The 13,160-nt window shown below is 60.4% G+C and carries 11 protein-coding genes; 4 read left to right on the top strand and 7 right to left on the bottom strand.

What is annotated here, in order from left to right; translation table 11 throughout:
• Nucleotides 1-2: 2 nt before the first annotated feature.
• On the top strand, nt 3-758 hold the full coding sequence (tcdA, locus tag AB4O12_RS00005; RefSeq protein ID WP_460060034.1) for a tRNA cyclic N6-threonylcarbamoyladenosine(37) synthase TcdA: 756 nt from the start codon (nt 3-5) through the stop codon (nt 756-758).
• Between the two features lie 34 nt (nt 759-792).
• Here the strand turns inward: tcdA and AB4O12_RS00010 are convergent, their stop codons facing one another.
• The 4 genes from AB4O12_RS00010 to AB4O12_RS00025 form a co-directional block, all read right to left on the bottom strand.
• Nucleotides 793-1,197 carry a SufE family protein gene (locus AB4O12_RS00010; protein ID WP_095180483.1) on the bottom strand — a complete coding sequence of 135 codons (405 nt, stop codon included), beginning with the start codon at nt 1,195-1,197 and terminating at the stop codon, nt 793-795.
• The gene (locus AB4O12_RS00015) at nt 1,194-2,399 is read right to left on the bottom strand and encodes an aminotransferase class V-fold PLP-dependent enzyme (protein WP_460060037.1); all 1,206 of its coding nucleotides are present in this window, start codon (nt 2,397-2,399) and stop codon (nt 1,194-1,196) included. The genes AB4O12_RS00010 and AB4O12_RS00015 overlap by 4 nt, the downstream gene beginning before the upstream one ends.
• A gap of 132 nt (nt 2,400-2,531) precedes the next feature.
• Nucleotides 2,532-3,566, bottom strand: a complete 1,035-nt coding sequence (dapD, locus tag AB4O12_RS00020; RefSeq protein WP_003222105.1) for a 2,3,4,5-tetrahydropyridine-2,6-dicarboxylate N-succinyltransferase — start codon at nt 3,564-3,566, stop codon at nt 2,532-2,534.
• Between the two features lie 31 nt (nt 3,567-3,597).
• Nucleotides 3,598-3,906 carry an arsenate reductase gene (locus tag AB4O12_RS00025; RefSeq protein WP_050977860.1) on the bottom strand — a complete coding sequence of 103 codons (309 nt, stop codon included), beginning with the start codon at nt 3,904-3,906 and terminating at the stop codon, nt 3,598-3,600.
• Between the two features lie 345 nt (nt 3,907-4,251).
• Between AB4O12_RS00025 and AB4O12_RS00030 the strand changes: the two genes are divergently transcribed.
• Complete coding sequence (locus AB4O12_RS00030) at nt 4,252-5,883, top strand: Na+/H+ antiporter (RefSeq protein WP_150636311.1); 1,632 nt, start codon at nt 4,252-4,254, stop codon at nt 5,881-5,883.
• 45 nt (nt 5,884-5,928) lie between these two features.
• Here AB4O12_RS00030 and dapC read toward each other — a convergent pair whose 3' ends face one another.
• From dapC to map, 3 genes are all read right to left on the bottom strand, one after another.
• Entirely contained in the window at nt 5,929-7,128 is a 1,200-nt protein-coding gene (gene dapC, locus AB4O12_RS00035) for a succinyldiaminopimelate transaminase (protein ID WP_095180485.1), read from the bottom strand.
• 221 nt (nt 7,129-7,349) lie between these two features.
• Complete coding sequence (locus AB4O12_RS00040) at nt 7,350-10,052, bottom strand: [protein-PII] uridylyltransferase (protein ID WP_460060040.1); 2,703 nt, start codon at nt 10,050-10,052, stop codon at nt 7,350-7,352.
• A gap of 40 nt (nt 10,053-10,092) precedes the next feature.
• Complete coding sequence (gene map, locus AB4O12_RS00045) at nt 10,093-10,875, bottom strand: type I methionyl aminopeptidase (RefSeq protein WP_024011828.1); 783 nt, start codon at nt 10,873-10,875, stop codon at nt 10,093-10,095.
• 373 nt (nt 10,876-11,248) lie between these two features.
• Between map and rpsB the strand changes: the two genes are divergently transcribed.
• Both rpsB and tsf read left to right on the top strand, forming a co-directional pair.
• On the top strand, nt 11,249-11,986 hold the full coding sequence (rpsB, locus tag AB4O12_RS00050; protein WP_003222119.1) for a 30S ribosomal protein S2: 738 nt from the start codon (nt 11,249-11,251) through the stop codon (nt 11,984-11,986).
• A 191-nt stretch (nt 11,987-12,177) separates the two neighbouring features.
• A complete protein-coding gene (gene tsf, locus AB4O12_RS00055) occupies nt 12,178-13,041 on the top strand; it encodes a translation elongation factor Ts (RefSeq protein WP_095180487.1) in 864 nt (287 codons plus the stop codon).
• Nucleotides 13,042-13,160 lie beyond the last annotated feature (119 nt).

Genomic DNA, 13,160 nt, shown 5'->3' on the forward strand with positions numbered 1-13,160 from the left:
GGCTGGAACGCTTGCGCGCCGCCCATGTGGCGATCGTCGGCGTTGGTGGCGTCGGTTCCTGGGCGGCGGAAGCCATGGCCCGTTGCGGAGTTGGCGAGATTTCGTTGTTCGACCTCGACGACGTCTGCGTCAGTAATGCCAACCGTCAGTTGCACGCCTTGGACAGCACTGTCGGCAAACCCAAGGTCGAGGTGATGGCCGAGCGCCTGCGCGGGATCAACCCCGATTGCACGGTGCACGCCGTGGCCGATTTCGTCACCCGCGACACCATGGCCGAATACATCACGCCGAACATCGACTGCGTGATCGACTGCATCGATGCGGTGAACGCCAAAGCGGCGCTGATCGCCTGGTGCAAACGCCGCAAGATCCAGATCATCACCACCGGCGGCGCGGGCGGGCAGATCGACCCGACGCTGATTCAGGTTTGCGACTTGAACCGCACCTTCAACGATCCGCTGGCCTCGAAAGTCCGTTCGACGTTGCGCCGGGACTACGGCTTCTCCCGCACCGTGACCCGTCACTACAGCGTGCCGTGTGTGTTTTCCACCGAACAGCTGCGCTACCCGAAACCGGATGGCAGCATTTGTCTGCAGAAGAGTTTTGTCGGCGACGGCGTGAAGCTCGACTGCGCCGGCGGGTTTGGCGCGGTGATGATGGTTACCGCGACATTTGGCATGGTCGCAGCGACCAAGGCTGTGGACAAGATTGTCGCTGGTGTTCGGCGCCCGGCGGACCGGGTCAAGCCTCAAGCCTGAAGGTATTAATGAGGGCCTCTTCGCGAGCAGGCGATTAGCGCGCCAACTCATTCATCCGCTGGAGCACCGCATTCAGGCCATTACTGCGCGAAGGCGACAACTGCCGCGACAGTCCCAGCTGATTGAACCACTGCGGCAGATCCACCTGCTGCAACTCCACCGCCGACAAGCCATTGACCCGCAACAGCAGCAACGCCACCAACCCGCGAATCATCCGCGCATCGCTGCTTGCCTTGAACTGCCAGTGCCCGTCGCGCAAATCCCCGACCAGCCACACCTGGCTCTCACAACCATGCACCCGATTGGCCTCGCACTTTTGCGCGTCATCCAGCGCCGGCAAGCGATCGCCAAACTGCATCAGCAGCCGCGCGCGCTGTTCCCAGCCCGCCGCAGTCTGAAACGTCTGCAGCGCTTCGGCCGCTTCCACCGGCAGGCTCATCGCAACAACTCCAGCGCCTGATCCAGCGCCTCGAAAAAGCGCTCCAGATCTTCCGAGTCGTTATACAGCGCCAGCGACACGCGAATCGCGCCAGCCAGTTCGAAGCTTTTCATCAGCGGCATGGCGCAGTGATGCCCGGCGCGCACGGCGATGCCTTGTTCGGTGAGCAGATGCGCCAGATCAGCGTTGTGCACGCCTTCGACGACAAAACTGGCCAGCGCCAGTTGCGGCTTGCCGAGCAAGCGAATGCCATTGCGGGCGGCGAGGCCGCGCAACAGATAGTCGTGCAGCGCCGCTTCATGGGCAGATACGGCGTCCTGATCCAAACCGGCCAAGTAGTCGAGGGTCGCTCCGAGGCCGATGACACTGGCGATTGGCGGTGTGCCCGCCTCGAACCCCAACGGCGCCGGGCGGAAGCGCGAATCCTGATAGTTGGCGTCCAGCACCATCTCGCCGCCGAACTGCCATGGCTGCAATTGCTCCAGCGCAGCGTTGCGTCCGAACAGCAGGCCCAGTCCCTCAGGGCCGTAGAGTTTGTGGCTGGAAAACACATAGAAGTCGCAACCCAGCGCCTGCACATCATGCCGGCCGTGCACCACGCCTTGCGCGCCATCGACTACCGTCAGCGCGTTCTGCGCCTTGGCCATGCCGAGCAAAGCGGTCAGCGGTTGCCAGGCACCAAGGACGTTGGACAGCTGACTGACCGCCAGCAAACGCGTGCGCGGGCCGAGCAGATGCACGGCAGCGGCGAGGTCGATCAGGCCGTCGGCATCCAGCGGCAGGATCACCAGTTTCAGGTTGCGGCGTTGCGCCAGTTGCTGCCACGGCAACAGGTTGGCGTGATGCTCCAGAGCGCTGATGACAATCTCATCGCCCGGCTCGAACAAATGTTCAAGACCGTAAGCCAGCAGGTTCAAGGCACTGGTGGCGCCGTGCGTGAAAATTATCTGCCCGCTGTCACCGGCATTCAGCCACTGGCCAACCTTGCGCCGGCTGTCTTCGAACGCTTGTGTCGCGTGGGCACCGGGCAGGTGTTGCGCACGATGCACATTGGCCGCGCCGTTGGCGTAGTAATGCGTCAGTGCGTCGAGCAGGGCACGGGGTTTTTGCGTGGTGGCGGCGTTGTCCAGATAGGTCTGGTCTTGCCGTTGCAGCGCGGCGATGGCCGGGAAATCGGCGCGCCACGGGGAGGGGATCATCATGGGTTCAGCCCTGTGAAATTGGGCGGGGTGTACGCCAAACCTTGTGGGAGCGAGCCTGCTCGCGAAGGCGTTTCTTGGATACGCCAAAAGCTTCGCGAGCAGGCTCGCTCCCACAGGAGGTCGATGTGCTGCTTAGTTGTGAGCGTGCAGCGCTTCGTTCAGTTCGATCGCCGATTTGTGGGTCTTGCATTCCACAGCACCGGTTTCCGAATTACGACGGAACAGCAGGTCAGTCTGACCAGCCAGCTCGCGCGCCTTCACAACCTTGACCAGATTGTTGTGCTCGTCCAGCAGCGCAACCTTGGTGCCGGCGGTCACGTACAGGCCCGACTCGACAGTGTTGCGGTCGCCCAATGGAATACCGATACCGGCGTTGGCGCCGATCAGGCAGCCTTCACCGACCTTGATCACGATGTTGCCGCCGCCCGACAGGGTACCCATGGTCGAGCAACCGCCGCCCAGGTCCGAACCCTTGCCGACGAATACGCCAGCGGAAACGCGGCCTTCGATCATGCCCGGGCCTTCGGTGCCGGCGTTGAAGTTGATGAAACCTTCGTGCATGACGGTGGTGCCTTCGCCGACGTAGGCGCCCAGACGCAGACGTGCGGCATCAGCGATACGCACGCCGGCCGGTACCACGTAGTCGGTCATCTTCGGGAACTTGTCCACGGAGAACACTTCCAGCAGTTCGCCGCGCAGACGCGCTTCGAGTTGCATTTCCGCCAGTTCGCTCAGGTCGATCGCGCCCTGGCTGGTCCACGCCACGTTCGGCAGCAGCGGGAAGATACCGGCGAGGCTGACGCCGTGCGGCTTGACCAGACGGTGCGAGAGCAGATGCAGCTTGAGGTAGGCCTCAGGCGTGGAGGTCAGTTGCGCGTCTTCGGCCAGCAGCGTGGCAACCAACGGCTTGTGGCTTTCAGCCAGGCGAGTCAGCAGCTTGCCTTGCACAGCGTCGATGCCTTTCACGGCTTCAGCCAGTTGCGCGGCCTGGGCGGTGGTGAAGGTGATGGCCTGGTTGCCTTCGGTGTAACCGAGGATCGGCGCGACCGCTGCGACCAGTTCGGCCGAAGGATTGAGCAGTGGTTGTGCGTAGAACACTTCCAGCCATGCGCCTTGACGGTTCTGGGTGCCGACACCAAAGGCGATGCTGAACAGGGAATTGGACATGTGAATACCTCTACAAAGAGTGACGGGCTGCTTACTTCAGAGCGGCCGCGTAGATATCTGGCTTGAAGCCAATCAGGGTTCGGTCACCGAGATCGAGCACCGGGCGCTTGATCATCGAGGGTTGCGCGAGCATCAGTTCGATGGCTTTCGCTTGGTCGAGATCGGCTTTGCGTTCGTCGTCGAGTTTGCGAAAGGTCGTGCCGGCGCGGTTCAGCACGGTTTGCCAGCCGTGCTCGTCGCACCATTGGGTCAGGTGCTCACGGTCAATGCCGGCGGTCTTGTAATCGTGAAAGTCATAGCTGACAGCGTGTTCATCGAGCCAGGTGCGCGCCTTTTTCATGGTGTCGCAGGCTTTGATGCCGAAAAGGTGCAACGTTTTACTTGAAACGGCCAAGGAATCGCCCCCTTTACAGGTGCTGGAAAAAAATGGTGACGGATTATGCCATGACCGGACGGTTTCGTCGGCCACGGTTGTCGTAACGCTGTAAAACCTGTGGGAGCGAGCCTGCTCGCGAAGAGGCCACATCAATCAATATCTCTGTGTGCTGAACGACCGCTTTCGCGAGCAGGCTCGCTCCCACAAGGGTGTCGCTTGCGGTCGTGCGACATAGGTGCAACGGTCAGCCACAGCCTAAGGCGCTAATATGGCAGTTCAACGCTGTCGATCGCCTGAGATTTCCGTTTTATGCAAACTGCTTACACCGTCCTGATCCTGCTGATGCTGGTCAGCGTCTCGCGACTGGTCGGGCGGGTTATCCCGCTGCCATTGCCGCTGGTGCAAATCGCCGCCGGTGCCTTGCTCGCCTGGCCGACCCTGGGGCTGCACGTCGCCCTCGACCCGGAATTGTTCCTGTTTCTGTTCCTGCCGCCGCTGCTGTTTTCCGATGGCTGGCGCATGCCCAAACGCGCCTTCTGGCAATTGCGCGGACCGATCCTGACCCTGGCCGTCGGCCTTGTTCTGTTCACCGTGGTCGGTGCCGGCTATTTCATTCATTGGCTGTTGCCGACGATTCCGCTGCCGGTGGCCTTCGCCCTTGCAGCGGTTTTGTCACCGACAGACGCCGTAGCGGTTTCAGCGATTTCGCAGAACCGTCTCCCCACGCCGCTGATGCACATCCTTCAGGGCGAGGCGCTGATGAATGACGCCTCAGGCCTGGTGACCTTCAAATTCGCCCTCGCTGCAGCGGTCACGGGCGTGTTCTCGTTGACCAATGCCAGTCTGACCTTCGTCGCGGTGGCGCTCGGTGGCCTGGCTGTGGGTGTAGCGTTGAGCTGGCTGGTCGGGCGCCTGCGCGCGTGGATGATCGCCCGGGGCTGGGACGATCCGGCCACTCACGTGGTGTTCATGTTGCTGCTGCCGTTCGCCGCTTACGTACTGGCTGAACGTCTGGGCGCTTCGGGCATTCTCTCGGCGGTGGCAGCGGGGATGATGCAAAGCTGGCTCGACCTGCTGCCGCGCCAGACCAGCACGCGGCTGCTCAACCGCAGCGTTTGGGCGCTGCTCGAATTTGCGTTCAATGGCTTGATCTTCCTGCTGCTTGGTCTGCAATTGCCAGACATCATCAAGGCCGTGGTCAGCCATGAGCCGACGCTGTGGCCAACGTTGTTCTATCGCTGCCTCGATGTGCTGGCGATTTTCGTCGCGCTGGTGCTGCTGCGGTTCATCTGGGTGCAAAGCATCTGGCGCTTGTCGGTGTTGCTGCGCCGACTGCGCGGCAAGGGCGAGCTGACCCAAGTGCCGACGGCGCGTTCATGCTGGTTGCTGACGGTGGGCGGTGTGCGCGGGGCGGTGACGCTGGCAGGCGTGATGTCGGTGCCGATGCTGATCGGCGCCGAGGCTTTTCCTGAGCGTGACTTGCTGATCTTCATTGCTGCCGGGGTGATTCTGCTGTCGCTGATCTCGGCCTGTATCGCGCTGCCCTTGCTGCTGCGCGGCATCGACAAAAGTCCCGACGACAAGCGTCGTCAGGAAGTGCGCGACGCCTGGCGCAAGACGGCCGAAGCGGCGATTCACTCGCTGGAAACCGAAGAAGTCGTCCCACAGGATGCCGCTCAAGCAGCGCTGGCGGCGGAGCTCAAGGCGCGGATCATGTCCGAATATCGCCATCAACTTGATGTGTTCAATGATTCTGCCGAGGCTCAGGCGCTGGCATTCCAGATGGATCTGCTTGAGCGTCGCCTGCGTTTGAAAGCGCTGCGCGCGCAACGCCTGGAACTCTACAGCCTCAGTCGTCAGCACCAGATCGGTGATGACGTGTTGCGAGAAGTGCTCGGCGAACTGGACTTGAGCGAGGCCAATCTGGGCCAGGTCAAATAGCCGGTTGAGCGCTTGCAGCAGGGGACTGCCGCAAGCGCTCTGTGATCACTTCTGGCGGGTGATGAAGTCACGAATCCGTTCGGCGGCTTCGACGCATTCCGCCAGCGGCGCAACCAGTGCCATACGCACACGGCCGGCGCCAGGATTGACGCCATCGACATCGCGTGAGAGATACGAGCCCGGCACCACGGTCACGTGTTCCTGCTCGAACAGATCGCGGCAGAACGCCGCATCATCGCCCTGCACATTCGGCCACAGATAGAAGCTGCCGTCCGGGCGCTGTACGTCCAGCACCGGGCTGAGGATGTTCAGCACCGCATCGAACTTCTCGCGATACAGCGCACGGTTGGCGCGCACATGCACTTCGTCATTCCACGCGGCAACGCTGGCCAGTTGGGTTTGCACTGGCATCGCACAGCCGTGGTAAGTGCGATAGAGCAGGAAACCCTTGAGGATGTCGGCATCGCCGGCAACGAAGCCTGAACGCAGGCCTGGCAGGTTGGAGCGCTTGGACAGGCTGTGAAAGACCACGCAGCGCTTGAAGTCATTCCGGCCGAGTTCGACGCAAGCACTCAGCAGGCCCGGCGGCGGCGTCTGTTCGTCGAAGTACAGTTCGCTGTAGCACTCGTCGGCGGCAATCACGAAGTCGTATTGATCAGCCAGGGCGATCAGCTTCTTCAGGGTCTCAACCGGAATCAGCGCGCCGGTCGGGTTGCCCGGCGAGCACAGGAACAGGATCTGGCAGCGCTGCCAGATGTCTGACGAAACGGCGTCGAAGTCCGGGTTGAAGCCGTTTTCATCCAGGCATGGCAGGTAATGCGGCTTGGCCCCGGCGAGGAACGCCGCGCCTTCGTAGATCTGATAGAACGGGTTGGGGCTGACCACCAGCGCATCGTCACCACGATTGACCACGGTCTGGGTGAAGGCGAACAGCGCTTCACGGGTGCCGTTGACCGGCAGCACATTTCGCGCCGGATCGATCCAGCCGTTCGGCACGCCAAAACGACGCTCGCACCAGCCGGCGATGGCTTCGCGCAGGGCCGGAATGCCGAGGGTAGTCGGGTACACCGCCATCTGATCCAGATTGTTCGCCAGCGCTTCGGCGACAAAACTCGGCGAACGGTGTTTCGGCTCGCCGATCGACAGGGCGATCGGGCGCTTGTCCGGGTTCGGCGTAACGCTGCCGAGCAGGGCGCGGAGTTTTTCGAACGGGTACGGCTGGAGCTGGTTCAGAGCGTTGTTCATTGGGGCCTCTTTTAAATGCTCAAGAGCTTTCTGTGGCGAGGGGCTTTATCCCCGTTGGGCTGCGCAGCGGCCCCAAAACCATCACTGCGGTTCAACTGAATGTCCGCATACACAGGTTTTACGACTGCTTCGCAGCCGAACGGGGATAAATCCCCTCGCCACAGGGGATTGTATGTACCGGAGGAAAGCATGGGCTGCATTCACAGGGATAAACGGGTGATTCAGATACTGATCCGCGAAAGTTTGATATCCGGTTCCTGATTGACGCTCAGTTGTTCGACGATCGCATCTTGCAGACGGCTGCACAGCAGCGGATCGGACAGCGGCTGGTTGTGCGCGTCGGTGATGAAGAACACGTCTTCCACGCGCTCGCCCAGGGTCGCAATCTTGGCGTTCTGCAGCGACAGGTCGAACTCGAGGAAAATCCCTCCGACCCGCGCCAGCAGGCCCGGCCGGTCAGGCGCGGTCAGCTCCAGCACGGTCACTGGACGTTGGGCGTCGTTGTGGATCGTTACTTGCGGGGCGAAGGCGAAGTGTTTGAGCTGGCGCGGCACACGGCGCTGGATGATCGTTGGGTAGTCGTCCGGGTTGCGCAGCGCTTCGGTCAGGCCTTCGCGGATCTGCTTGATCCGCGCCGGGTTGTCGCCGATCGATTCGCCTTCGTTGTCGAGCACGATGTAGGTGTCGAGGGTGAACTGGCTGCTCGAGGTGATGACCCGGGCGTCGTGAATGTTCAGGTTGAGCTGGTCCATCGCCGCCACGGTCACGGCGAAGAAGTCGTGCTGGTCCGGTGCATAAATGAAGATCTGCGTGCCGCCCTCGAACTCGCGCTGGGTGGTTTCCTTGATCAGCACCAGAGGCCCGCCATCGACCGGTTGCTGCAGGATCGCATCGCTGTGCCAGGCGACGTCGCCGGCGGTGTGGCGCAGGAAATAGTCATCGCCCAATTGCGCCCACAGTTGCTCGACGTCGTCCGGGTCAGTGCCGCCGCGCACCAGAATGTCCAGCGCGGCGCTCTGCGTCTGGCGGATCTGCTCTTCGCGATCCACCGGATTTTCCAGACCCCGGCGCAGGGCTCGTTTGGTCTCGGTGTAGAGCTGGCGCAACAGGCTGGCGCGCCATGAATTCCACAGCGTCGGATTGGTCGCGTTGATGTCGGCCACGGTCAGCACGTAGAGGTAGTCGAGGCGCGTTTCGTCGCCGACCGCCTGGGCGAAATCGTGGATCACCTGCGGGTCGGACAGATCCTTGCGCTGCGCAGTGGTGGACATCACCAGGTGGTTCTGCACCAGCCAGACGATCAGGCGGCTGTCCCACACCGGCAACTGATGGCGCTGGCAGAACGCCTCGGCATCGACCGCGCCAATCTCCGAGTGATCGCCATGCCGGCCCTTGCCGATGTCGTGGTACAGGCCGGCCATGTAGATCAGCTCAGGTTTGGGCAACTTGGCCATGAGCTTGGCGGCCAGCGGAAATTTCTCCGAGACCTGGGTGTACTGCAGTTTGCGCAGGTGCTTGATCAAGTTCAGCGTGTGCGCATCGACCGTATAGATGTGGAACAGGTCGTGCTGCATCTGCCCGACGATAAAGCCGAACTCTGGCAGATAACGGCCGAGAATGCCGTAGCGGTTCATTCGCCGCAGATTGCGATGGATGCCGATCTTGCACTTGAACAGCTCGATGAACAGGCTGGTGTTGCGGATATCGTTACGGAAGTTGTCATCGATCAGATGACGATGTTCGCGCAGCAGACGAATGGTGTCGGCGCGCACGCCTTTGATTTCCGGCTGCTGGGCCATCAGCACGAAAATCTCCAGCATGGCGAACGGCGTGCGGCGGAACACGTTGTCATTGCGCGCTTCGATGTAACCGTCATGCAACTGGAAGCGCGAATTGATCGGTTGCGGCGGCGCTTCGTCTTCCGGGGCGAGGATGACTTCCTCGAAGTGCTGGATGATCAGATCGCTCAGTTGGGCGATGCTCATCACGGTGCGGAAATACTGCTGCATGAAGTTTTCGACCGCCTGTTTGGCGTCGTCTCCTTCAAAGCCAAGCAGGCCGGCAATGGTGCGTTGATGATCGAACAGCAAGCGGTCTTCGGAGCGGCCGGCGAGCATGTGCAGGGCGTAGCGCACTTTCCACAGGAATTCCCGGGACGAGGCGAGCAGGGCGTTTTCGCTTTCGACCAGAAAGCCTTCGCCGGCGAGGGCGCGCAGGTTCAGGGTGCCGTACTGTCTGCGGGCGACCCAGAGGATCGTCTGGATGTCACGCAGACCGCCGGGCGAGCCTTTGACGTTGGGTTCGAGGTTGTATTCGGTGTCGTTGTATTTGTGGTGACGGGCCTTTTGCTCGGCACGCTTGGCCAGGAAGAACTCCTTGGCCGGCCACATGTGCGCGGTGCTGGTGACGTCGAGCATGCGCTGGCGCAAACGCTCGGGGCCGCAGATGGTGCGGCTTTCCATCAGGTTGGTGACGACGGTCAGATCGGCGCGGGCCTCTTCTGCGCATTCGTCGACCGAGCGCACGCTCTGGCCGACTTCCAGACCGATGTCCCACAACAGCGTCAGAAAACGCTCGATGGAATCGCGGAAAACTTCGTGGTCGGCACTGTCGAGCAGGATCAGCAGATCAATGTCGGAATAGGGATGCAGCTCGCCGCGACCGTAGCCGCCCACTGCCACAAGGGCGATGTCGGCGTCTTCGCTCCAGTTGAACTGCTCCCAGGCCTTTTGCAGGATATTGTCGACAAACCAGGCGCGGTCTTCGATCAGCCGGCGGATGTCGCGGCCATTGCGAAAACGCGTGTCAAGGACCTCGCGAGCCTGGCGGATCGCCTTCTTGAACGCCGCGATCGGACTCGCTTTAAGGGCCAGTTCAGCCTGGAACTGGCCGCGGTCGAAGAGTTCGGGATCCACCTGCGGCATCGATTGGCTTTCCTTCTATAGGCTGGGAGCGTTCTGGGTGTCAGGCCGAGATACGCGGGATGGTGTCATCGCTGCGCAAAGTGAAAATCTCGTAGCCGGTGTCGGTGACCAGCAGGGTGTGTTCCCACTGTGCCGACAGCTTGCGGTCCTTGGTGATCGCGGTCCAGCCGTCGCCGAGCACCTTGGTGTCGGCCTTGCCCTGGTTGATCATCGGCTCGATGGTGAAGGTCATGCCAGCCTTCAGTTCCATGCCGGTGCCGGCGCGACCGTAGTGCAGGATCTGCGGCTCTTCGTGGAAGACCTTGCCGATGCCGTGGCCGCAGAACTCGCGCACCACCGAGAAACCGTTCTTTTCCGCGTGCTTCTGGATCACTTCACCGATGTCGCCGAGGCGGCAGCCGGGCTTGACGATCTCGATGGCCTTGTACATGCATTCCTGGGTGACCTGCGACAGGCGCTCGGCCCAGACCGGCACTTCGCCGACGTGGAACATGCGGCTGGTATCGCCGTGGTAGCCGTCCTTGATCACCGTGACGTCGATGTTCAGGGTGTCGCCGTTTTTCAGCGGTTTGTCGTTCGGGATGCCGTGGCAGACCACATGGTTGATCGAAGTGCAGATCGACTTCGGGTAGCCCTTGTAGTTGAGCGGGGCAGGGATGGCCTGCTGCACGTTGACGATGTAGTCATGGCAGATCTGGTTGAGCTGATCAGTGGTCACGCCCGGTTTGACATGTTCGGCAATCATTTCCAGCACATCGGCGGCCAGTTTGCCGGCGACACGCATGCCAGCGATGTCCTCGGGGGTTTTGAGGTTGACGGTCATACAGGCTCTCTCTGCGCTCGGCGGCGCTTACGGATACGAATTGGGTGGCAAGCGTACATTTTGCGACCCTGAAAAACGCGATTCTACCAGACGGGAGGCGCAAATCCGCGCCTGCATGTCCAGCTTCTATCTATACAATGGTGCCCATCGAGCCGATTCCAAGGGGGCTGCGCCCATGTCACTGGTGCGAATACAGATTCCGGGTTCCGTTTCTGCGCACCCTGTGGTATAAAATGCGCCGCTTTCCGGGGATGCCCCGAAAAGCTTAAATCCACACACGTGTCGACACGATGACCTGGGTGCCTTGGGCTTTATGCCTCTGGTTGGTCATTGGGATACGTGGAGGCCAAACCCGACTTATCAAGGAACTATCATGTCCCAAGTCAACATGCGCGATATGCTGAAGGCCGGTGTGCACTTCGGTCACCAAACCCGTTACTGGAATCCGAAAATGGGTAAGTACATTTTCGGCGCGCGTAACAAGATTCACATCATCAACCTTGAAAAAACCCTGCCAATGTTCAACGAAGCTCTGACTTTCGTAGAGCGTCTGGCCCAGGGCAAAAACAAGATTCTGTTCGTCGGCACCAAGCGTTCCGCTGGCAAGATCGTTGCTGAAGAAGCAGCACGTTGCGGTTCGCCGTACGTCGATCACCGCTGGCTGGGCGGCATGCTGACCAACTTCAAGACCATTCGTGCTTCCATCAAGCGTCTGCGTGACCTTGAAGTTCAAGCCGAAGACGGTACTTTCGCCAAGCTGACCAAGAAAGAAGCGCTGATGCGCTCCCGTGATCTTGAGAAGCTGGATCGTTCGCTGGGCGGCATCAAGGACATGGGCGGTCTGCCAGACGCACTGTTCGTGATCGACGTTGACCACGAGCGCATCGCGATCACCGAAGCCAACAAGCTGGGCATCCCGGTCATCGGTGTTGTCGATACCAACAGCAGCCCGGAAGGCGTTGACTACATCATCCCAGGCAACGATGACGCCATCCGCGCTATCCAGCTGTACATGGGTTCGATGGCTGACGCAGTTATCCGCGGTCGCAACAACGTTGCTGGCGGTACTGTTGAATTCGCAGCTGAAGAAACTCAGGCTGCAGCTGAGTAATCGACGCCCCTGGCGTTGACTCAGTAAGCAAAAAGGGGGCTTGGCCCCCTTTTTGCCACCTCGAAAACCATTTGTCGGCGCCCACGTCTGTATTTGTCATGTGCGGCAGCCAACATGGGTGGTTCGGGAAGAATTGAACGCCCGTTCGATCGGGTGGAATGGTTGAAAACCTATCCAAGAGGAATTTGAAAATGGCAGCAATTACTGCAGCGTTGGTCAAAGAACTGCGCGAGCGTACCGGCGAAGGCATGATGGATTGCAAGAAAGCCCTGGAAAAGGCTGACGGCGACATCGAAAAAGCCATTGATGACATGCGTGCTTCGGGCGCCATCAAGGCTGCGAAAAAAGCTGGCAACGTTGCCGCTGAAGGCGCAATCGCCATCAAATCGAATGACAAGGCAGCCGTGCTGCTGGAAGTCAACTCGCAGACCGACTTCCTGGCCCTGCAAGACGATTTCAAGAACTTCGTTGCTGCCAGCGTAGAAAAAGCTTTCGACGAAAAACTGACCGACGCAGCTCCGCTGATCGCCGCTCAGGAAACGGCTCGTGAAGCGCTGGTTGCCAAAGTCGGCGAGAACGTCAACATCCGTCGTCTGGTACGCGTAGAAGGTGACGTTGTCGGCACCTACCTGCACGGTAACAAGATCGGTGTTGCTGTTGTCCTGAAAGGCGGTGACGTCGAGCTGGCCAAAGACATCGCTATGCACGTTGCTGCAAGCAACCCTGAGTTCCTGCTGCCTTCGCAAGTCTCCGACGAAGCGATCGAGCGTGAGAAAGCTGTGTTCCTGCAGCTGAACGAAGAAAAGATCAAAGGCAAGCCAGAAAACATTGTTGAGAACATGGTCAAAGGCCGTATCAGCAAGTTCCTGGCAGAAGCGAGCCTGGTCGAGCAGGCGTTCGTCAAGAACCCTGAAGTCAAGGTTGGCGAGCTGGCCAAGAAAGCCGGCGCTGAAATCGTTTCCTTCACTTACTTCAAAGTAGGCGAAGGCATCGAGAAGCCGGTCGACAACTTCGCTGAAGAAGTTGCTGCCCAGCTGGCTGCCGCCAAGCAATAAGACGGTTTTTCAACTGTCGCCCGAAAGAGGCTGCCCGCTAACGCGCGCAGCCTCTTTTCAGATGGGGTACCAATTTTTTATTTGGTTTCCACCCGGAACTGACTTACAAAGCCATGTTC

It is taken from the genome of Pseudomonas sp. S2_A05, assembly GCF_054668485.1.

Bases quoted from the DNA above. Each gene is read 5' to 3' on its own strand.
- dapD (WP_003222105.1), bottom strand. From the start codon at position 3,566: ATGTCCAATTCCCTGTTCAGCATCGCCTTTGGTGTCGGCACCCAGAAC.
- rpsB (WP_003222119.1), top strand. From the start codon at position 11,249: ATGTCCCAAGTCAACATGCGCGATATGCTGAAGGCCGGTGTGCACTTC.
- AB4O12_RS00010 (WP_095180483.1), bottom strand. From the start codon at position 1,197: ATGAGCCTGCCGGTGGAAGCGGCCGAAGCGCTGCAGACGTTTCAGACT.
- AB4O12_RS00030 (WP_150636311.1), top strand. From the start codon at position 4,252: ATGCAAACTGCTTACACCGTCCTGATCCTGCTGATGCTGGTCAGCGTC.
- AB4O12_RS00015 (WP_460060037.1), bottom strand. From the start codon at position 2,399: ATGATGATCCCCTCCCCGTGGCGCGCCGATTTCCCGGCCATCGCCGCG.
- AB4O12_RS00025 (WP_050977860.1), bottom strand. From the start codon at position 3,906: ATGAAAAAGGCGCGCACCTGGCTCGATGAACACGCTGTCAGCTATGAC.
- dapC (WP_095180485.1), bottom strand. From the start codon at position 7,128: ATGAACAACGCTCTGAACCAGCTCCAGCCGTACCCGTTCGAAAAACTC.
- tsf (WP_095180487.1), top strand. From the start codon at position 12,178: ATGGCAGCAATTACTGCAGCGTTGGTCAAAGAACTGCGCGAGCGTACC.
- AB4O12_RS00040 (WP_460060040.1), bottom strand. From the start codon at position 10,052: ATGCCGCAGGTGGATCCCGAACTCTTCGACCGCGGCCAGTTCCAGGCT.
- map (WP_024011828.1), bottom strand. From the start codon at position 10,875: ATGACCGTCAACCTCAAAACCCCCGAGGACATCGCTGGCATGCGTGTC.